This is a genomic window from Streptomyces sp. JLBJ103, from assembly GCF_058215575.1.
On the sequence record NZ_CM177089.1, the window covers coordinates 2,204,011 to 2,223,066 of the forward strand.

The window sequence follows — 19,056 nt, forward strand, 5'->3', positions numbered from 1 at the left end:
AGGACACCGTAACCCCGCACGTCCCGGACGAGGCCGACAGCGGGTGAGAATGAGGCCCGTGGGAACAAAGGGAGCCCGTGTGGCGTGGACGCTGGTGGTGCCGCTGAAACCCCTGGCACGGGCCAAGAGCCGGCTCGCCGAGGCCGCCGGTGATGAGCTGCGGCCGGGGCTGGCGCTGGCGTTCGCACTGGACACGGTGGCGGCGGCGCTGGCGGCCAGGCTGGTGCGGGAGGTGACCGTGGTCACCGACGACCCGCTCGCCGGACGTGAGCTGTCGGCGCTCGGGGCCCGGATCCTGCCCGACCCGCCGGGAAGCGGGCTCAACGCGGCGCTCGCACACGGCGCCCACGCCGTCCGGGAGGAACGTCCAGGAGCCGCCGTAGCGGCCCTGAACGCCGATCTCCCGGCCTTGCGGCCCGCGGAGCTCGACGAGGTACTCGGCATCGCTTCCGGGCTGCCACGGGCCTTTCTGGCGGATGCGGCGGGGGTGGGCACGACCCTGCTCTCGGCGGCGCCGGGCACCGGGCTCGCCCCGGCCTTCGGCGGGCCCTCCCGGGCCCGGCACCGGGAGTCGGGGGCGCGGGAGATCGAACTGGCCGGTGTGGACTCGGTACGGCGCGATGTGGACACCGGCGAGGACTTGCGCGCGGCACTGCTCCTCGGCGTGGGTCCGCACACCGCCCGCCGCTTGGGCCCGGTGGCCGCGTACGGCCCGGAACCGGGGCCCGTTCCCGCGTCCGGGGGCCGGCCGCCCGTGCCGGAACGGACCTGCGGCGAGAGCTAGGGTGGCGGTCATGCAGGGAACCGCGTACACCTACGACCCCGAGACCCGCGCCGGAAGTGTGCTGCTCGACGACGGCACTCCGGTGCCCTTCGACGCGGCGGCCTTCGACGCCGGGGGGCTGCGGATGCTGCGCCCGGGGCAGCGGGTGCGGATCGAGGTGGCGGGCGAGGGCGAGGACCGCCGCGTGGTCCTCGTGACCCTGCAAACGTTCTGAACGCTCTGGGAACGCCGCGGGCCGGGCTCCCCGAGGGAGCCCGGCCCGGCGCGTGACGGTGCGGCGGTGCGCCGCTGACTAGCGCTTCCTGGCGGTCGTCTTCTTGGCGGTCTTGCGCGCTGCGGTCTTGCGCGCGGGGGCCTTCTTCGCCGTGGCCTTCTTGGCCGTGGTCTTCTTGGCCGCCGCCTTCTTGGCCGTGGTCTTCTTCGCCGCCGCCTTCTTGGCCACGGCCTTCTTCGCCGGAGCCTTCTTGGCCACGGCCTTCTTCGCGGTGGTCTTCTTCGCCGCCTTCTTGGCCGCGGCCTTCTTCGCGGCGACCTGGAGGCTGCCCTTGGGAGCCTTCTTCACGGCGACCTCGCCACCGCGCGGAAGCTTCTTCGAGCCGCTCACCAGGTCCTTGAAGCCCTGACCCGCGCGGAAGCGGGGCACAGAGGTCTTCTTGACCCGGACCCGCTCCCCGGTCTGCGGGTTCCGGGCGTACCGGGCAGGACGCTCCACCTTCTCGAACGAGCCGAATCCAGTGACCGAAACTCGATCCCCGCCGACGACCGCGCGGACGATGGCGTCCAGGACCGCGTCGACTGCGTCGGCGGCCTGCTGCCGTCCGCCGACCTTGTCTGCAATCGCTTCTACGAGCTGCGCCTTGTTCACGTCTTCCCCTTCGGAGACATTGCCAGAACGAATCTGTTCAGGCTTTTTCGCACGTTAGGCAGATATATACCGCAAATCAAACACGAAACGGGCTAATCACCCTTGTGCCGCAACGCACTCGATCGTCACGGACTTCCGTCGGAGTCGGGATCTTCGGGGAAACGCCCCTCGTCGAGGTCGTTCATCAACCGCTCCAGACGCCTTGCCGCGTCTGCGAGATCGTGTTTCGCCGCTGACGTGATGACCAGCAGCTTCCGGGACAGCGCCATCCGTACGCCCTCCGGGACTTGCAGTGTGCGCACCCTTGTGTGCGCTTCCTTGAGCCGGGCGGCGACAAGACCGTAGAGCTCGAGTTGGCCGTCGCGTTCCATGCACTGATTGTGCCATCTGAGGCGAGTTGTCGCTTCATGGGGCCTCAACATGACGATGCGCCGCCAGTCCGAGGACTGGCGGCGCATCATGCCAAACCTGCTCTGTACAGGGAGAACCGGGGGGTCAGGCGTCCACCGTACGGGGCTTGAAAGAAGGACGACGTGCCTCGTACTCGGCGATGTCGGCCTCCTCCCTGAGGGTGAGACTGATGTCGTCCAGCCCCTCCAGCAGTCGCCAGCGAGCGTTCTCGTCAAGCTCAAAATCAGCCGTGATGCCCTCGGCACGCACCTGGCGGTCGACGAGGTCCACCGTGACCTCCACTGCCGGGTCGGACTCCACCAGCTGCCACAGCCGGTCCACGGTCTCCTGCGGCAGCACCACGGTCAGCAGGCCGTTCTTGAGGGAGTTGCCGCGGAAGATGTCGGCGAAGCGGGACGAGACGACGGCCTTGAAGCCGTAGTTCTGCAACGCCCACACCGCATGCTCACGCGAGGAGCCGGTACCGAAGTCCGGACCGGCCACCAGGACGGTCCCGCCCTTGTACTCGGGGCGGTTGAGCACGAACTCCGAGTCCTTGCGCCATGCCTCGAACAGCCCGTCCTCGAAGCCGTCGCGGGTGACCTTCTTGAGCCAGTGCGCGGGAATGATCTGGTCGGTGTCGACATTGCTGCGGCGCAGCGGGACGGCCCGGCCGGTGTGCGTGGTGAATGCTTCCATGACTGCTCAGGCCCCCACGGGAACGGTTGCGTCGACGTCGGACAGATCGGCGGGCGAGGCCAGGTGGCCCAGCACCGCGGTGGCGGCAGCCACCTGCGGCGAGACCAGATGCGTACGGCCGCCCTTGCCCTGCCTGCCCTCGAAGTTGCGGTTGGAGGTGGACGCCGACCGCTCGCCGGGCGCGAGCTGGTCGGGGTTCATGCCCAGACACATCGAGCAGCCCGCGTGGCGCCACTCGGCACCGGCCGCGGTGAACACCTTGTCCAGCCCCTCCTCGACGGCCTGGAGCGCGACCCGCACCGAGCCGGGGACCACCAGCATCCGCACCCCGTCGGCGACCGAACGGCCCTGGAGAACCGAGGCGGCGGAGCGCAGGTCCTCGATGCGGCCGTTGGTGCAGGAGCCGACGAAAACGGTGTCGACCGCGATGTCGCGCAATGGCTGACCGGCCGTCAGACCCATGTACTCCAAAGCCTTCTCGGCGGCCAGCTTCTCGCTCGCGTCCTCGAAGGAGGCGGGGTCGGGTACCGAGGCCGACAGGGGCGCGCCCTGGCCGGGGTTGGTGCCCCAGGTGACGAACGGGGCCAGTGCGGAAGCGTCGATGACGACCTCGCGGTCGAAGACGGCGTCGTCGTCAGTGCGCAGGGTGCGCCAGTACGCGACGGCCGCGTCCCAGTCGGCGTCCTGGGGGGCGTGCGGACGGCCCTCCAGATAGCGGAACGTGGTCTCGTCCGGCGCGATCATGCCCGCGCGGGCGCCCGCCTCGATGGACATGTTGCACACGGTCATCCGGGCCTCCATCGAGAGCTTCTCGATGGCGGAGCCGCGGTATTCGATCACATAGCCCTGACCGCCGCCGGTGCCGATCCTGGCGATGATCGCCAGGATCAGGTCCTTGGCGGTGACACCCTCGGGCAGTTCGCCCTCGACGGTGATCGCCATGGTCTTGAACGGCGCCAGCGGCAGCGTCTGGGTGGCCAGTACATGCTCGACCTGGCTGGTGCCGATGCCGAACGCGAGCGCGCCGAACGCGCCGTGGGTGGAGGTGTGACTGTCACCGCAGACCACAGTAGTGCCGGGCTGGGTCAGTCCCAGCTGCGGTCCCACTACGTGGACAACGCCCTGCTCGACATCGCCGAGCGGATGCAGCCGTACGCCGAACTCCGCGCAGTTCTTGCGCAGCGTCTCCAACTGGGCGCGAGAGACCGGGTCGGCGATCGGCTTGTCGATGTCGAGGGTCGGGGTGTTGTGATCCTCGGTGGCGATGGTGAGGTCGGTGCGACGGACCCGGCGTCCGGCCTTGCGCAGGCCGTCGAACGCCTGCGGGCTGGTCACCTCGTGCAGCAGATGCAGATCGATGAAGAGGAGGTCGGGCTCGCCATCGGCGTGCCGGACGACATGGTCGTCCCAGACCTTCTCCGCGAGTGTCCGTCCCATCGCTTTCCCTCCGGCCGGCGTCGCTGCGCGGCCCTGCCTCGTAGCGGGTGCGTGCCCTGGTCCGCGGGCCCGCCATTCCAGAGTGGCGGGTCTTCCGGAAAATTGAACTTGCGTTTCACAGTGTGAGACGCGAGTATCGTTGCATGGACAACTCTAGTGGCGTCGGCGTTCTCGACAAGGCGGCTCTGGTTCTGAGCGCTCTGGAGTCCGGTCCGGCCACCCTCGCCGGGCTGGTCGGGGCGACGGGCCTCGCGCGCCCCACGGCACACCGGCTGGCGGTGGCACTCGAGCACCACCGGATGGTGGCGCGCGATATGCAGGGCCGTTTCATCCTCGGTCCGCGCCTGGCCGAGCTGGCCGCGGCGGCGGGCGAGGACCGGCTGCTCGCGACGGCCGGGCCGGTGCTCACCCACCTACGGGATGTGACGGGCGAGAGCGCCCAGCTCTACCGGCGCCAGGGCGATATGCGGATCTGTGTGGCGGCAGCGGAGCGGCTGTCCGGACTGCGGGACACCGTGCCGGTCGGCTCCACACTACCCATGAAGGCCGGCTCGGCCGCCCAGGTGCTGATGGCCTGGGAGGAGCCGGAGCGGCTGCACCGCGGGCTCCAGGGGGCCCGCTTCACGGCCACGGCCCTGTCGGGCGTACGGCGGCGGGGCTGGGCGCAGTCGATCGGCGAGCGGGAGCCGGGCGTCGCATCGGTCTCCGCGCCGGTGCGCGGACCCTCCAACCGCGTGGTCGCCGCCGTCTCGGTCTCTGGGCCGATCGAGCGGCTGACCCGGCACCCGGGCCGGATGCACGCCCAGGCCGTCATCGACGCCGCCGGCCGGCTCACCGACGCCCTGCGCCGGGGCAACTGACCGCCTCCGTCGAGGGCTCGGTCCGCCTCCGGGGCGCCGAAGCCCCTGTCGACGGTCGACCGTGCTCGGCGCCCCACGCGGCAAAGCCGTATGCGCCCGGAAACGGGAAGGTGTCGACGGGCCTCAGGCGCTCTTCAGTGACAGCCGGTCGGCCGCGCGGTCCCCGCGGCGGCCGACCGGAGCCACCCCGGTGGCCTGCCCCAGGCCGAATTCCGGCATGTTGATGTACACCGACTCATAGGCACCGGCCGGGACCACATAGGTCTCGTGCCAGAAGCCGACCTTGCCCCTGCCCTCCCGGATCCGGCGGTTGAACGCCGCCCAGGCGGGGCGATGCTGCTTGTCCTGGGCGACGGAGTACTCCAGCAGCTTCTCGTGCGACGACCAGTACTGGACCACGTAGAGCAGCCGCGGCGGGCCGAACAACAGCTGGTAGCCCAGCATCCCGCTGCCCTTGTCCCGGGACAGCTCGCGCAGCATCCGCGGCATCGCCCTGAACACCGGCAGCCAGCTGCGCAGCGCCCGGAAGCGGTTGACGCGCATCCCGATCAGGAAGACGGTCACGTCCCCCTCGGCCTCGGCTGTCATACGTCCCGCAAGCAGCTCGGCACCCATGGTGATCCCTCGTTTCCTCGCGCCGCGATAGAATTGGATAGCGGCGCTATCCAACCCTTAGATAGTGCCACTCTCCAAGGGAAGGTGCAACAGGTATGCGACTGGCGGAGCTCAGCGAGCGCAGCGGGGTGTCCACCGCGACGATCAAGTACTACCTGCGCGAGGGGCTGCTGCCGCAGGGCGAGCGGATCACCGCCACCACGGCCGAGTACGGCGAGGAGCACCTGCGCAGACTGCGGCTGGTCCGGGCGCTGATCCAGGTCGGCCGGATGCCGGTGGCCACCGCCCGCGAGGTGCTGGACGCCGCCGAGGACGAGTCGCTCAGCGAGAACACCCGGATGGGAGCCGCGGTCTGGGCGCTGCCGCACGGCTCCGAGCCCGACGAGGACGACCCCGGGACGGCACGCGCCCGGGAGCAGGTGGACACCCTGCTGGAGCGGCTGGAGTGGACGTACTGCCAGGAGCTGGGCGCCACCTCCCCCGCGTACCGGATGCTGGTGTCGGCCATCGCGACCCTGGACCGCCTCGGATATCCGCATGGGACCGGCCACTTGCAGTTGCATGCCGGACTCTCGGCCGAACTGGCCGTCGCCGACCTGGATCTGGTGGAGACCTACACACCGCAGGAGCGGATCGAGGCGGTCGTCGCGCTGACCGTGCTCTACGAGCCGGTACTGCTGAGCCTGCGGCGGCTGGCGCAGACCGAGGAGTCCCACCGCCGCTTCGACACCTGAGGAGACGTGCCCCGGGGCCGGGAAAGGAAAAGACCCTCCGCGCATTGCGGAGGGTCTTGACTCTTGTACCCCCGACCGGATTCGAACCGGCGCTACCGCCTTGAGAGGGCGGCGTGCTAGGCCGCTACACAACGGGGGCCTGATCAGCACAAGCTGTACTGCGCTGGGCTACCAGGACTCGAACCTAGACTAAATGAACCAGAATCACTCGTGCTGCCAATTACACCATAGCCCATGGTATAGACCAGTACCCCCGACCGGATTCGAACCGGCGCTACCGCCTTGAGAGGGCGGCGTGCTAGGCCGCTACACAACGGGGGCCCCAGCAATCCTTCGTTTCCGAAGGATCCGTACCCCCGACCGGATTCGAACCGGCGCTACTGCCTTGAGAGGGCAGCGTGCTAGGCCGCTACACAACGGGGGCTTGGTCCTGCTTTGATCAAGAGATCCACCGGAGAATTCCGAGAAGATCTCTTGCTGGGGTACCAGGACTCGAACCTAGACTAAGTGAACCAGAATCACTCGTGCTGCCAATTACACCATACCCCACCAAAACTCCACCCCCGTAGGGGTTTTGTTTGGCTTGCGCCTCCGGTCGGCCTCTCGGCCCGCCCGTCCGGCGCAGGAAGAACATTACCCGATGGTGGACGGGCCACCAAAACGGATTCGCCGTGCGGGGGCGCCGCGTGCCGGGCACCCGGCGCCCCGTCGACTCACGCCGCCAGCTTCGCCAGCGCCGCGTCGATCCGGGCGAGCGTGCGCTCGCGCCCCAGGACCTCCAGCGATTCGAACAGCGGCAGACCGACCGTACGGCCGGTGACCGCTACCCGCACCGGGGCCTGGGCCTTGCCCAGCTTGAGCCCGTGCTGCTCACCGGCCGCGAGGACCGCTTCCTTGAGCGGCTCGGCCGCCCACTCCGCCTCGGCCAGCTTGGCCCGCGCGGTGGTGAGCAGGGCGTCCGCACCCGGCTTCATCGCCTTCGCCCAGGACGCCTCGTCCGCCACCGGCTCGTCCAGGAAGAGGAAGTCGACATTGGCGGTGATGTCGGACAGCACCGTCAGCCGGGTCTGGGCCAGCGGCGCCAGCTCCTCGAAGGCCGCGGCGTCGAACCGCTCGGGGGCCCAGGGCGCGTGCGGCGCCTGGAGCCAGGGACCGCATGCCTCGATGAACGCCTTCACATCCAGCATCCGGATGTGATCGGCGTTGATCGCCTCCGCCTTCTTCAGGTCGAAGCGGGCCGGGTTGGCGTTCACACTGTCGAGGTCGAACGCCGCGACCATCTCCTCGATCGAGAAGACGTCCTGGTCGGCCGAGAGGGACCAGCCCAGCAGGGACAGGTAGTTGAGCAGCCCCTCGGGCAGGAAGCCGCGCTCCCGGTAGAGGTTCAGCGATGCCTGCGGGTCGCGCTTGGAGAGCTTCTTGTTGCCCTCGCCCATCACGTACGGCAGGTGGCCGAAGGCGGGCACCAGACCGCCGCCCACCCCGATCTCGGCGAGCGCGCGGTACAGCGCGATCTGGCGCGGGGTGGAGGACAGCAGGTCCTCGCCGCGCAGCACATGGGTGATCTCCATCAGCGCGTCGTCCACCGGGTTGACGAGCGTGTAGAGCGGAGCGCCGTTGGCCCGCACGATGCCGTAGTCCGTCACGTTCTCCGGCGTGAAGGTCAGCTCACCGCGGACCAGGTCGGTGAAGGTGATCGGCTCGTCGGGCATCCGGAAGCGGACGATCGAGGAACGTCCCTCGGCCTCGTACCCGGCGATGCGCTCGGCGGTCAGGTCACGGCACTGGCCGTCGTAACCGGAGGGACGCCCGGCCTTGCGCGCCGCCTCACGGCGCTCCTCCAGCTCCTCCGCGGTGCAGTAGCAGCGGTAGGCGTGCCCGGCCTCCAGCAGCTTGTCCGCGACATCCGCGTAGATGTCCATCCGCTGCGACTGGCGGTAGGGCGCGTGCGGACCGCCGACTTCGGGGCCCTCGTCCCAGTCGAAGCCCAGCCAGCGCATCGAGTCCAGCAGCTGCTCGTACGACTCCTCGGAGTCGCGGGCCGCGTCGGTGTCCTCGATGCGGAAGACCAGGGTGCCGCCGTGGTGGCGGGCGAACGCCCAGTTGAACAGAGCGGTGCGGACCAGGCCGACATGGGGGTTGCCGGTCGGCGAGGGACAGAAACGAACCCGCACGGGGGCGGGGGAGCTTGCGCTAGCCACGCTTGATCACCTTGTTGGTGAGAGTGCCGATGCCTTCGATGGTGACGGCGACCTCGTCGCCGACGGAGAGCGGGCCGACGCCCGCCGGGGTGCCGGTGAGCACCACGTCGCCCGGGAGCAGTGTCATGGCCTCGGTGATGTGCACGATCAGATCCTCGATCGGGCGCACCATCTCGCTCGTACGGCCGAGCTGACGCTGTTCACCGTTGACCGTGCACATGATGCCGAGATCCCCGGCACGCGTCAGGTCGATATCGGTCTCCACCCAGGGGCCCAGCGGGCAGGAGGTGTCGAAGCCCTTGGCCCGCGCCCACTGCCCCTCACGGCGCTGCACATCACGCGCGGTGATGTCGTTGGCGCAGGTGTAGCCGAGGATGACGTCCTTGACGCGCTCCCGCGGCACCTCCCGGCACATCCGGCCGATGACGACGGCCAGCTCGGCCTCGTGGTGCACCTCGGAGGAGAAGGAGGGGTAGACGACCGGGTCACCGGGGCCGGTCACCGAGGTGGACGGCTTGAAGAAGGTGACCGGGACGTCCGGGACCTCGTTGCCCAGTTCGGCGGCGTGCTCACGGTAGTTGCGGCCGATCGCGACGACCTTGTTCGGCAGCACGGGCGGCAGCAGCCGGACCTTGCTCAGCGGGATCTTCTGTCCCGAGCGCTCGAAGTCGGCGAAGGGATGGCCCTTGATGATGTCGACGACCGGGCCGTCCTGGCCGGACGGCTCACCCTCGACCACTCCGAAGGCGACGTTGCCGTCGATGGAGAACCTGGCGATGCGCACGGGAAGCTGCTGCCTCTTAACTGGACTCGCTGGAGACTGACGCTCCAGGCTATCGCTCCGCGTCCCGCGCGCCGCCGCGTCGCCGGCCGGGGGCGGTGGCGTCCGCCACGGCCGCCCGGCCGGGCGGTCCCGGGGCGGGTGTCAGTGGGCCGGGTGTCAGTGGGTCCGGTGTCAGTGGGCCGGGGCCTCGGTCAGCACGGTGCGCCGGGGGTTGGCGGTCTGGACCGGCAGATCGACGGAGTGCTCCGGCTGCTCCTCGGTCGCGATCCGCAGCTCCTCGGCGTCCTTCAGATGCGCCAGGTTGGTGCGCCGCGGGTTGGCTATGGTGCGGAACATCATCGTCGTCTTCACTGGGGTCATGCCTCGCTGTTGTCGTTTCGACCGGCTGTGTAAAGCGTCAGGCTAGAGGCGGCCTTGCCCACGAATTCGCAGAAAAAGTCGCGGCCAGCATGTGATTTTGCTCACGAATCAGCGGGCAAATGCCGCATTGGCGACAGTTGATTCAATCACCCTAAACGGACATTGCCACTCCGAAGCTGACGTTCCGCTCTTGATCGTTGCTAGCCGGACACCCGATACGCGCGATCGACTCGTTCACAAACGTCCGTTATTGCCGACATGACTTTCTACGTCCGGTAATAATGCCCGCACGTAGCGTCACGCGCATCACAGCCTCATCCCCTGCCCTTGTTGCGGCATCCGGCACTGTGCTGGAATTCCCGGGACCGCCGCGGGAATCGGCCGGCGCGCACGGGGGCGCAGAGAGGCTCCGAGCGGCGGGGGTTCCTCTTGTCGACACGAAAGGAAGCGCGCCGGTCATTCACGATCGACAGGGGGGATCGCGGTCCCCCACGACTCGACACCGCTTCATCGTGGCCCGGTGAAGCGCCTGGTCCAGAGGTTGCGACGCTAGTGCAGGGACGTTTCAAGAGGGATGGTATGGGGGCTCCCCCGGCCCGCCAGGGCCGAGGGGAAGCTTCGGCGGACCCGGAGCCGCGCGGTGCAACCGACCGCGGCTCCTCGCCTCAGCGCGCCCAGAGCACCGGCAGGCTGCCGGCCGACCAGGGCTCCGAGCCCGGGGCGCAGAGCGCGCAGGCGACCGGCAGGCCCGGCGGCGGCGAGGCCGCCGAACAGCCCAAGCCCAAGGTCCCCAGTGGGCCCGGCAACCGCATGGCCCTGCGCAACTGGCGCATCAGCACCAGGCTGGTCTCCCTGCTCGCGCTTCCGGTGGTCGCCGCGACCACCCTGGGCGCCCTGCGGATCCAGGACTCACTCGACAACATCGAGCAGCTGGACCAGATGAAGCTGCTCACCGAGATGACGCAGCAGGCCACCCAGTTGGCGAGCGCCCTCCAGGAGGAGCGCGACAAGTCGGCGGGGCCGCTGGCGGGCAAGGGCAACGCCAAGGACGACCGCGTCGTCTCCACCCGTGAGGACACCGACCGCGCCATCTCGGCGTTCCGTACCGCCACCGACGACATCGACCCCGGTGACCAGTCGATGGCCGGTGTGCAGTCCACGCTCGTCGACATCAGCCGTCAGCTCGGCAAGATCAATGAGATCCGCGACAAGGCGTACGACAACAACCAGTACTACTCGCTGACGGTCCAGAACTACAACGAGCTGATCAACTCGCTGCTGTCGCTCTCCCAGGACATGGCGCAGGCGACCAGCAACCGCGCGATGATCAACAACACCCGCGCGCTGGCCACCTTCTCCTCCGCGAAGGAGTACGCGTCCATCCAGCGCGCGCTGATCAGCGCCGCACTCGCCGACCCGGACGGCGCCGAGTTCTCGGCCAACGACCGCCGCTTCGCCAAGACCGCGGTGGACCGGGAGAACGAGGCCCTGGGCCGCTTCAAGCAGATCCGCCAGGGCAACTCCGAGGACCTCCTCGAACCGCTGGACAGCCGCCCGGACATCAAGGCGGCGACCATGTACGCGGACCGCGCGGTCCGCGACCCGGACGGCCTGACGGCCGAGAAGCGCACCGATCTTGACTGGTACGACCAGGACAGCATCAAGATCGAAGAGATGGGCAAGATCGAGGAGACGCTGCTCAGCGAGATGCAGCAGAAGGCTCGTGAGCTCCGTCAGGACGCCCAGCAGGAAGCGATCTTCAACGGTGCGCTGATCCTGCTCGTCCTCGGCGTCTCGCTCGTCGGCGCCTTCGTCGTCGCCCGCTCCATGGTCCGCTCGCTGCGCCGCCTCCAGGACACCGCGCAGGACGTCGCCCAGAAGCGGCTGCCCGAACTGGTCAAGCAGCTCTCCGAGTCCGACCCTCAGGACGTGGACACCTCCGTGGAGTCCGTCGGTGTGCACAGCCGGGACGAGATCGGCAAGGTGGCCACGGCCTTCGACGACGTGCACCGCGAGGCGGTCCGTCTCGCGGCCGAGCAGGCGCTGCTGCGGGGCAACGTCAACGCGATGTTCACCAACCTCTCGCGCCGCAGCCAGGGCCTCATCCAGCGTCAGCTCTCGCTCATCTCCGAGCTGGAGAGCCGCGAGGCCGATCCGGACCAGCTGTCCTCGCTGTTCAAGCTGGACCACCTGGCCACCCGTATGCGCCGTAACGGTGAGAACCTGCTGGTCCTCGCCGGTGAGGAGCCGGGCCGCCGGTGGACCCGGCCGGTTCCGCTGGTGGACGTGCTCCGCGCCGCGGCCTCCGAGGTGGAGCAGTACGAGCGCATCGAGCTCAGCTCGGTCCCGGCGACCGAGGTCACGGGCCGGGTCGTCAACGACCTCGTCCACCTGCTCGCCGAGCTGCTGGAGAACGCCACGTCGTTCTCCTCGCCGCAGACCAAGGTCAAGGTGACCGGTCACGCCCTGCCCGACGGGCGGGTGCTGGTCGAGATCCACGACACCGGTATCGGACTCTCGCCCGAGGACCTGGCGGCGATCAACGAGCGGCTGGCCAGCCCGCCCACGGTCGATGTGTCGGTCTCCCGGCGCATGGGTCTGTTCGTGGTCGGCCGGCTGTCCCTGCGGCACGGCATCCGCATCCAGCTCCGGCCGTCCGACTCGGGCGGTACGACGGCGCTGGTCATGCTGCCCGTCGACGTCGCCCAGGGCGGCCGCAAGCAGGGCGCCCAGGCCCCCGGCGGCGGCAAGGCCGGTGCGGGCGCGCCGGGTTCCGGCGGAGCGGGCAACAGCTCGGCGGGTCTGCTGGGCGCCGCCCCCTCACGGCGCCAGGTGCCCGGTTCCGGCTCGCGCGCCGCGCTGCCCGGCACCGGCACCGGCACCGGCACCACCGGCAGCGGACTGCCGACCCGGCCGGTCGGCGCCGGGACGGGTCCGCAGGGCAGTGCCCCGTCCGGCGGCAGCCTCTTCGACAGCGGACGGCCTCCCGGCCCCCGGGGCAACGCCCCCGCGGGCCCCGGCGGTCCGGGCGGCCCCGGTGGCCGCTCCGGCCGCCCGCCGCTTCCACAGCGCGGTGACGGCCCGACCGTGGCCCCGCCGACCGGTGCCCCGGCCCGCGCCGACTCCGGCGACCAGGGCGCCCGTCCGCAGCTCCCCTCGCGCGACCGCGCACCGGAGCTGCCCGCTCCCACCCAGCCGGGCACCAGCTGGGGCGCACGCCGCGCGGCGGCGGGCGACGACGACTGGCCGACCACGTCCCCTGACGCGGGCGACGCCCCGCGTGGCCATGAAGAGGCCGACTCCACCGGCCAGTTCGCCCGTCCGGAGCTCGGCGGCGCTCCGTCGGAGCGGCGTGATCCGTTCGCCAACCGCGGTGCCGGTGAGACCGGTGAGTTCGCGCGGCCCGACCAGGGCGACGGCCCCGATATGTTCGAGCCGCGCCGCGGCCCGGGCGACACCGGCGAATTCGCGATGCCGGGCCGTCCGGACACCGCGGGTGCCCGCGGACCGCAGGACGCGGGCCGCGGCCCCGGCGACACCGCCCAGTTCGCGCGCCCCGACTTCAGCCAGGACCCCGGCGACACCGGTCAGTTCGCGCGCCCGGAGCTCGGCCAGGGTCCGGGCAGCACCGGCGAGTACGCCCGTCCCGAGCCGGCTCAGGGTCCCGGGAGCACGGGCGAGTACGCCCGCCCCGACCTCGGCCAGGGCCCCGGCGACACCGGGGAGTTCGCCCGTCCGGAGATGGGCGCCGCCGGGCCCGGCGACACCGGCGCGTTCCCGCTCCCCCAGGACGGGCGCGGCAACGCCAGGCAGGAGGAGTCGCTGCCGCCCGCCGGTCCCGGCGACGGCCGTACGCCGATCTTCGACACCATCGAGTCGAACTGGTTCCGCGAGCAGGCCGGGCCCGCCGACACCTCCGGTGGGCACACCCCGCTCCCGTCGGAGCCGTCGGAGCCCGCTCAGCCGAGCCGCCCCGCGCGGTCGGCCGAGCCCACCATGCCGGAGCCGCCCGTAACCGGGCAGCCCGCCGCTCCGACCGTTCCCCCCGCCCCGCGCCGCGAGCCGCAGTCGGCGTCCCGGGGCACCGGCGAGTTCGCCGGACACCATGGCACCAACGGCGCCAACGCCGCCGGTCCCGGTGGTCTGAACGGCACCGGTTCCTGGCGTACGTCGGCCAACGACGAGCGCTGGCGCCGTGCCGAGCAGATCCGTGAGCCCGCGGCGGGCGGTGTCACATCGTCCGGGTTGCCGCGACGGGTGCCCCGCGCGAATCTCGTGGAGGGCGCCGCGCAGTCGCCCCAGCCCACCCAGAGCGGGCCGCAGGTGTCTCGCGCGCCCGATGATGTACGCGGGAGGCTGACCAACCTCCGCCGGGGGATCCAGCAGGGCCGTCAGGCCGGAACCGACTTCGACGGCAATCACGATCGCGGCGTAGGCCCGACTTACCAGCAGGAGCGTTAGTTGAGCCCGATGAGCCAGGCGGCGCAGAATCTGAACTGGTTGATCACCAATTTCGTGGACAACACCCCCGGGGTGTCCCACACCGTGGTGGTCTCCGCCGACGGACTCCTTCTGGCGATGTCCGAAGGCTTCCCCCGTGACCGAGCCGATCAACTGGCGGCGGTCGCCTCCGGCCTGACCTCGCTCACCGCCGGAGCCTCCCGCATCTTCGAAGGCGGCGCGGTCAACCAGACCGTCGTCGAAATGGAACGAGGCTTCCTCTTCATCATGTCCATCTCCGACGGATCGTCCCTGGCGGTCCTCGCCCACCCCGAGTGCGACATCGGCCTCGTCGGCTACGAGATGGCCCTGCTGGTCGACCGCGCGGGCAACGTCCTCACCCCGGACCTCCGCGCCGAACTACAAGGCAGCCTGTTGAACTGACCCACCGACCATCCGCCGCCCGCCCCCGCCCGGCCCGTCCGGGCGGCCCCCACCGGCACCGACCGACGGCATGAACCGTCACTTTGTTGTCCGACCGGAGGACTCAATGACCCCGCCCCCTGCCTCGCCCGGCCCGTACGGCGGCCACCACCATTCGCCGTACGGGGGTGAAGGCGACCAGCCATTGGTGCGCCCCTACGCCATGACCGGAGGCCGGACCCGGCCGCGGTACCAGCTCGCCATCGAGGCGCTGGTCAGCACCACGGCCGACCCAGCGCATCTGGCGGGGCTGCTCCCGGAGCACCAGCGCATCTGCCATCTGTGCCAGGAGGTCAAGTCGGTCGCGGAGGTCTCGGCGCTGCTGAACATACCGCTCGGGGTGGCGCGGATCCTGGTGGCCGACCTGGCGGAGGCCGGCATGGTGGCGATCCACCAGCCCGGTGGCGGTTCGGAAGCGGGCGGTACCCCGGATGTGACACTGCTCGAAAGGGTGCTCAGTGGACTTCGCAAGCTCTAGCGGCGCTCCGCCCGCCCGCGCGACCACCTCGGCGAAGATCGTGGTGGCGGGCGGTTTCGGCGTGGGCAAAACCACGTTCGTCGGCGCGGTTTCGGAGATCAACCCGCTGCGCACCGAAGCGGTGATGACGTCGGCGTCGGCGGGGATCGACGACCTGAGCCATGTGCAGGACAAGACCACGACCACCGTGGCGATGGACTTCGGGCGTATCACGCTCGATGACGATCTGATCCTGTATCTGTTCGGTACCCCGGGTCAGGACCGCTTCTGGTTCATGTGGGACGACCTGGTCCGCGGTGCCATCGGCGCCGTGGTGCTGGTGGACACCCGCCGCCTGGCGGACTGCTTCCCGGCCGTGGACTACTTCGAGAACTCCGGCCTGCCCTTCGTCATCGCCCTCAACGGCTTCGACGGCCACCAGCCGTACAACCCCGAAGAGGTGCGCGAAGCGCTCCAGATCGGCCCGGACACCCCCATCATCACCACCGACGCCCGCCACCGCAGCGAGGCCAAGAGCGCGCTCATCACCCTGGTCGAGCACGCGCTGATGGCCCGACTCAAGTAGGAGCCGGGCTCCGGCAGTTGTCCGGAACGCAACGTCGGAGCGGGCTGTGTCGGACGACACGGCCCGCTCTCCGTTCATAACGTTTCGACAGAGAAAAACATCCGGATCCGGCACGGAGTGCGTTCACCCCGCTCCGTTGCGCACTTGATTGGTTCGGTATTTGACACACCTCACCCGTAACGCCCGTTTTATCTCTGGTCCAGACAACGGGCTGACCGTTTTGCGCAGTGTTTGGAAAGCACCTGCGCGGCGTGCTGGAATTCGCTGAACTGAGCAGTAAGGGCTCAGCTGGAACGGCACAACATCAGGTGCCGACGCCGAGAGGTTGTTGGTCGAGTGAGGCGAAGCAAGCCGGATCCCGCGCACGAGGCGCGAGGGAATTTCACCCCGCCGGCGCGTACGCGCACAGCGGCGTCGCCCGCCGATGCACCCGGACCGCCCGCCGACAATGGTGGCCGGTTCTCCCCGCGGAACTGGCGGGTACGCACGCGGCTCTACGCAATTCTGCTGATTCCGGTGCTGGTCGCCCTGGTCTTCGGTGGATTCCAGGTCGCGGCGTCGGTCAGGACCTGGGGTGAGGCGCAGGACGCCGAGCGCACCGCGCAGGTCGTCCGCGCCGCGGCGACCTACAGCCACGCGCTGATCGACGAGCGCGACCGCAGCGCCGGTCCGCTGCTCACCGGCACCAACGCCGATGTGGTGCGCAAGGCACGGTCCGCCACCGACCAGGCGAAGCAGGAATTCGACGAGGCCGTCAAGGACATGCCGCGAACGGCGAGCCTCAAGCGGCGCCTCGCGGCATTCCGTTCCGCCGAACCGCAGCTCACGGCGCTGCGCAGCAATGCCTACACCAACCGTCTCGACGGGGTGAAGACCGAAGAGGGCTATGTCGCCATCCAGCACTCGCTGAACGAGTTCACCAACGAGCTGGGTCTGGGCACCGGCAACATCACCTCCTACGGCCGCACGGTCTACGCGGTCACGCTGGCCAAGGGCGCCGAGTCGCTCGAGCGCTCCATCGGCATCCATCTGCTGGTCAAGCCCGGTCCCTCCGCGGCCCAGCGCAAGATCCAGCTCACCTCCTTCGGCTCCTACGCCTACCTGGAGGCCATCGCCATCGGGGAGTTCAACTCCTCCGGTATGCCTGAGGACGTCTCGCAGCTCGAGGACACCATGGCCGCGGCCGATAAGCGTGCCAAGGCACAGCTCGCCGAGGCGAAGCGGAAGGCCGAGTCGGCGGGCCAGAAGTTCACCGCGCCGCCCTCCATGAAGCGCATGGTCACTGCCATCGGCAGTGGTGCCTCGCCACAGGACCTGAAGCGCCAGGGCATCACCCCGGACGTCTGGTTCAACGCCTCCACGGCCAAGTTCGACGCCTACCGGCAGCTGGAGCAGAGCCTGGTCGACAAGGCCGTGAACGAGGCAGCGCAAATCTCTTCGGATGCAAAGCGCGATGCGATCGTGAACTCCGCGATCGTGGTGCTGGCGCTACTCGCCGCGTTCATCGTGGCCGGCCGGATGGCCCGTTCGATGAGCCGCAGCATGCAGCAGCTGCGCAACGCCGCCTTCGACGTGGCCGAGCAGCGGCTGCCCATGCTGGTCGACCAGCTCTCCCGGAACGACCCGGGACGGGTGGACACCCGCGTCGCCCCGATCCCGCTCAACAGCCAGGACGAGATGGGCGAGGTGGCCCGCGCCTTCGACCAGGTGCACCGCGAGGCGATCCGGCTCGCGGCCGAGCAGGCGATGCTGCGGGGCAACGTCAACGCAATCTTTACGAACCTTTCCAGTCGCAACCAGGGCCTCATCGAACGGCAGCTCACCCTGATCTCCGAACTGGAGAGCCGGGAGGCCGATCCGGACCAGCTGGAGCACCTGTTCCGGCTGGACCACCTGGCGACCCGTATGCGGCGCAACGGCGAGAACCTGCTGATTCTCGCGGGCGAGGAGCCGGGCCGGCGGTGGAACCAGCCGGTGCCGCTGATCGACGTCCTGCGCGCCGCCTCCTCGGAAGTGGAATCCTACGAGCGGATCGAGCTCGCGGGGATCTCCGAGAGCGAGATCCACGGCACCGCCGTGACCGACCTGGTGCACCTCCTGGCCGAGCTGCTGGAGAACGCCACCACCTTCTCCTCCCCGCACACCAAGGTGCGGGTCACCGCGACACGGCTGCCCGACGGCCGGGTCGTGGTGGAGATCCACGACAAGGGCATCGGGCTCACCCCCGAGGACTTCGCCGACATCAACCACAAGCTGGCCAACCCGCCGACGGTGGACGCGGCGGTCTCCCAGCGCATGGGCCTGTTCGTGGTCGGCCGCCTCGCGGACCGGCACGGCATCCGCGTCCAGCTGCGCCCCTCCGGTGAGCAGACGGGGACCACCTCGCTGGTGATGCTGCCCGAGCCGATCACCCACGGCGGTGGCGGCGAGGAGCTGCCCCCGGACGACTTCACGGTCTCCCGGATCGTTCCCGAGCAGCAGCCCGCGTACGAGGGCCAGACGGCCGCCCCCCAGCGGACCGCCGCCGAGCTGGGCTTCGACGACTCCCCGTACACCCAGGACCCGTTCCAGGGCCAGTACAGCGGGATGCAGGCCACGACGCAGGAGCGGGAGCCGCAGCCCGACCCGGCCCCCGCGGAGTCGGCCCAGCCGTCCTACGAGGCGCCGACCTACTCGCAACCGGAATCGCAGTACCCATCACAGTCGGAGACCGGACAGCACCCCTACGTGGGCTACAACTCACCTTCCCAGCAGGGTGAGTGGGGCGATTCCGGATCATTCGAGATGCCCTACGCATCGCAGTTCGGGACCCAAACGGAATCAGGACCCAGCGCTCCCGAAGTCTCCGGGGACCGCGTAGAGTTCCACCGTCCGGGCCCCTCCCCGAGCGACAGCCGCACGTTGACCGACGCCGGACTTCCGCGTCGTGGCAAGCAGTGGCAGCCGTCCGAGGACCCAGGGGCACAGGGAGTGGCCGGGGAGCCGGCGGCGCCCGCGGCGCCGGAGCGGCCTCACCATGCCCCTCAGCAGGAGGACACCGGCCAGGGCCAGTGGCAGTCGGAGAACGACCAGCGCTGGCACCGGGCCGAGCAGCTCCGCGAGCCGAAGGCCGGCGGAGTCACGTCCTCCGGTCTGCCCCGGCGGATACCCAAGGCCAATCTGGTCGAGGGCGCCGCCGAGCAGTCCGGACAGGGCGGCCCCCAGGTCTCCCGCGCCCCGGAGGACGTCCGCGGCAGGCTGAGCAACCTGCGGCGCGGCGTCGAACGGGGCCGGACCGCGGGATCCGGGATCCCCACGCGTGACCAGCATGACCAACAGGGCTACGGCCCCGGCAGCACCTACGATCAGGAGCGTTAGTGTG

At 69.9% G+C, this 19,056-nt stretch carries 17 protein-coding genes and 5 tRNA genes; 9 read left to right on the forward strand and 13 right to left on the reverse strand.

All coding sequences use genetic code 11. The annotated features are described in order from the left end of the window. Window positions 1-79 precede the first annotated feature (79 nt). Together cofC and AC4BEG_RS09405 are read left to right on the forward strand one after the other, a co-directional pair. Window positions 80-784, forward strand: coding sequence for a 2-phospho-L-lactate guanylyltransferase (gene cofC, locus AC4BEG_RS09400; protein WP_490705437.1), 705 nt, complete (start codon window positions 80-82; stop codon window positions 782-784). Between the two features lie 10 nt (window positions 785-794). Beyond that, window positions 795-998: a hypothetical protein gene (locus AC4BEG_RS09405; protein ID WP_490705438.1), complete on the forward strand. Its 204-nt coding sequence runs from the start codon at window positions 795-797 to the stop codon at window positions 996-998. 78 nt (window positions 999-1,076) lie between these two features. On the opposite strand, the gene AC4BEG_RS09410 is transcribed toward AC4BEG_RS09405, so the two are convergent. From AC4BEG_RS09410 to leuC, 4 genes are all read right to left on the reverse strand, one after another. Next, window positions 1,077-1,649, reverse strand: coding sequence for an HU family DNA-binding protein (locus tag AC4BEG_RS09410; RefSeq protein WP_490705439.1), 573 nt, complete (start codon window positions 1,647-1,649; stop codon window positions 1,077-1,079). 125 nt (window positions 1,650-1,774) lie between these two features. Then, on the reverse strand, window positions 1,775-2,020 hold the full coding sequence (locus AC4BEG_RS09415; RefSeq protein ID WP_176180444.1) for an SCO5555 family protein: 246 nt from the start codon (window positions 2,018-2,020) through the stop codon (window positions 1,775-1,777). 124 nt (window positions 2,021-2,144) lie between these two features. Continuing rightward, window positions 2,145-2,738 (reverse strand): 3-isopropylmalate dehydratase small subunit, encoded by a 594-nt coding sequence (gene leuD, locus AC4BEG_RS09420; RefSeq protein WP_490705440.1) that lies wholly within the window; start codon window positions 2,736-2,738, stop codon window positions 2,145-2,147. 6 nt (window positions 2,739-2,744) lie between these two features. Further along, window positions 2,745-4,175, reverse strand: coding sequence for a 3-isopropylmalate dehydratase large subunit (gene leuC / locus AC4BEG_RS09425; RefSeq protein WP_490705441.1), 1,431 nt, complete (start codon window positions 4,173-4,175; stop codon window positions 2,745-2,747). Window positions 4,176-4,318: 143 nt separating this feature from the next. Here leuC and ndgR point away from each other — a divergent pair, with 143 nt between their 5' ends. After that, a complete protein-coding gene (gene ndgR, locus AC4BEG_RS09430) occupies window positions 4,319-5,035 on the forward strand; it encodes an IclR family transcriptional regulator NdgR (protein ID WP_490705442.1) in 717 nt (238 codons plus the stop codon). A 123-nt stretch (window positions 5,036-5,158) separates the two neighbouring features. On the opposite strand, the gene AC4BEG_RS09435 is transcribed toward ndgR, so the two are convergent. Continuing rightward, entirely contained in the window at window positions 5,159-5,650 is a 492-nt protein-coding gene (locus AC4BEG_RS09435; RefSeq protein ID WP_490705443.1) for a DUF4188 domain-containing protein, read from the reverse strand. A 95-nt stretch (window positions 5,651-5,745) separates the two neighbouring features. Here AC4BEG_RS09435 and AC4BEG_RS09440 point away from each other — a divergent pair, with 95 nt between their 5' ends. After that, the gene (locus AC4BEG_RS09440; RefSeq protein WP_490705444.1) at window positions 5,746-6,384 is read left to right on the forward strand and encodes a MerR family transcriptional regulator; all 639 of its coding nucleotides are present in this window, start codon (window positions 5,746-5,748) and stop codon (window positions 6,382-6,384) included. Window positions 6,385-6,450: 66 nt separating this feature from the next. Here the strand turns inward: AC4BEG_RS09440 and AC4BEG_RS09445 are convergent. From AC4BEG_RS09445 to AC4BEG_RS09480, 8 genes are all read right to left on the reverse strand, one after another. Continuing rightward, window positions 6,451-6,523 (reverse strand) — tRNA-Glu (locus AC4BEG_RS09445). A gap of 24 nt (window positions 6,524-6,547) precedes the next feature. Beyond that, window positions 6,548-6,619 (reverse strand) — tRNA-Gln (locus tag AC4BEG_RS09450). A gap of 13 nt (window positions 6,620-6,632) precedes the next feature. Continuing rightward, a tRNA-Glu gene (locus AC4BEG_RS09455) sits at window positions 6,633-6,705 on the reverse strand. Window positions 6,706-6,735: 30 nt separating this feature from the next. Next, a tRNA-Glu gene (locus tag AC4BEG_RS09460) sits at window positions 6,736-6,808 on the reverse strand. Window positions 6,809-6,861: 53 nt separating this feature from the next. Beyond that, window positions 6,862-6,933 (reverse strand) — tRNA-Gln (locus tag AC4BEG_RS09465). A 164-nt stretch (window positions 6,934-7,097) separates the two neighbouring features. Beyond that, on the reverse strand, window positions 7,098-8,585 hold the full coding sequence (gltX, locus tag AC4BEG_RS09470) for a glutamate--tRNA ligase (RefSeq protein WP_490705445.1): 1,488 nt from the start codon (window positions 8,583-8,585) through the stop codon (window positions 7,098-7,100). After that, window positions 8,578-9,369: a fumarylacetoacetate hydrolase family protein gene (locus AC4BEG_RS09475; RefSeq protein WP_490705446.1), complete on the reverse strand. Its 792-nt coding sequence runs from the start codon at window positions 9,367-9,369 to the stop codon at window positions 8,578-8,580. Before AC4BEG_RS09475 ends, gltX begins: the two co-directional genes overlap by 8 nt. Before the next feature lie 171 nt (window positions 9,370-9,540). Further along, entirely contained in the window at window positions 9,541-9,720 is a 180-nt protein-coding gene (locus AC4BEG_RS09480; RefSeq protein WP_490707035.1) for a hypothetical protein, read from the reverse strand. A gap of 588 nt (window positions 9,721-10,308) precedes the next feature. On the opposite strand from AC4BEG_RS09480, the gene AC4BEG_RS09485 reads away from it, so the two are divergent. The 5 genes from AC4BEG_RS09485 (at window position 10,309) to AC4BEG_RS09505 (ending at window position 19,052) form a co-directional block, all read left to right on the forward strand. Further along, complete coding sequence (locus AC4BEG_RS09485; RefSeq protein WP_490705447.1) at window positions 10,309-14,190, forward strand: sensor histidine kinase; 3,882 nt, start codon at window positions 10,309-10,311, stop codon at window positions 14,188-14,190. A 9-nt stretch (window positions 14,191-14,199) separates the two neighbouring features. Continuing rightward, window positions 14,200-14,613 carry a roadblock/LC7 domain-containing protein gene (locus AC4BEG_RS09490; protein WP_009714795.1) on the forward strand — a complete coding sequence of 138 codons (414 nt, stop codon included), beginning with the start codon at window positions 14,200-14,202 and terminating at the stop codon, window positions 14,611-14,613. 106 nt (window positions 14,614-14,719) lie between these two features. Then, window positions 14,720-15,130: a DUF742 domain-containing protein gene (locus tag AC4BEG_RS09495; protein WP_176180452.1), complete on the forward strand. Its 411-nt coding sequence runs from the start codon at window positions 14,720-14,722 to the stop codon at window positions 15,128-15,130. Next, the gene (locus tag AC4BEG_RS09500; protein WP_490705448.1) at window positions 15,111-15,695 is read left to right on the forward strand and encodes a GTP-binding protein; all 585 of its coding nucleotides are present in this window, start codon (window positions 15,111-15,113) and stop codon (window positions 15,693-15,695) included. The genes AC4BEG_RS09495 and AC4BEG_RS09500 overlap by 20 nt, the downstream gene beginning before the upstream one ends. A gap of 336 nt (window positions 15,696-16,031) precedes the next feature. Further along, on the forward strand, window positions 16,032-19,052 hold the full coding sequence (locus AC4BEG_RS09505) for a sensor histidine kinase (RefSeq protein WP_490705449.1): 3,021 nt from the start codon (window positions 16,032-16,034) through the stop codon (window positions 19,050-19,052). Window positions 19,053-19,056 lie beyond the last annotated feature (4 nt).

Excerpts from the sequence above, each read along its gene's own strand:
- leuD (WP_490705440.1), bottom strand. The coding sequence starts at position 2,738 with ATGGAAGCATTCACCACGCACACCGGCCGGGCCGTCCCGCTGCGCCGC.
- AC4BEG_RS09405 (WP_490705438.1), top strand. The coding sequence starts at position 795 with ATGCAGGGAACCGCGTACACCTACGACCCCGAGACCCGCGCCGGAAGT.
- AC4BEG_RS09415 (WP_176180444.1), bottom strand. The coding sequence starts at position 2,020 with ATGGAACGCGACGGCCAACTCGAGCTCTACGGTCTTGTCGCCGCCCGG.
- AC4BEG_RS09490 (WP_009714795.1), top strand. The coding sequence starts at position 14,200 with ATGAGCCAGGCGGCGCAGAATCTGAACTGGTTGATCACCAATTTCGTG.
- AC4BEG_RS09495 (WP_176180452.1), top strand. The coding sequence starts at position 14,720 with ATGACCCCGCCCCCTGCCTCGCCCGGCCCGTACGGCGGCCACCACCAT.
- AC4BEG_RS09435 (WP_490705443.1), bottom strand. The coding sequence starts at position 5,650 with ATGGGTGCCGAGCTGCTTGCGGGACGTATGACAGCCGAGGCCGAGGGG.
- leuC (WP_490705441.1), bottom strand. The coding sequence starts at position 4,175 with ATGGGACGGACACTCGCGGAGAAGGTCTGGGACGACCATGTCGTCCGG.
- AC4BEG_RS09440 (WP_490705444.1), top strand. The coding sequence starts at position 5,746 with ATGCGACTGGCGGAGCTCAGCGAGCGCAGCGGGGTGTCCACCGCGACG.
- AC4BEG_RS09485 (WP_490705447.1), top strand. The coding sequence starts at position 10,309 with ATGGGGGCTCCCCCGGCCCGCCAGGGCCGAGGGGAAGCTTCGGCGGAC.
- ndgR (WP_490705442.1), top strand. The coding sequence starts at position 4,319 with ATGGACAACTCTAGTGGCGTCGGCGTTCTCGACAAGGCGGCTCTGGTT.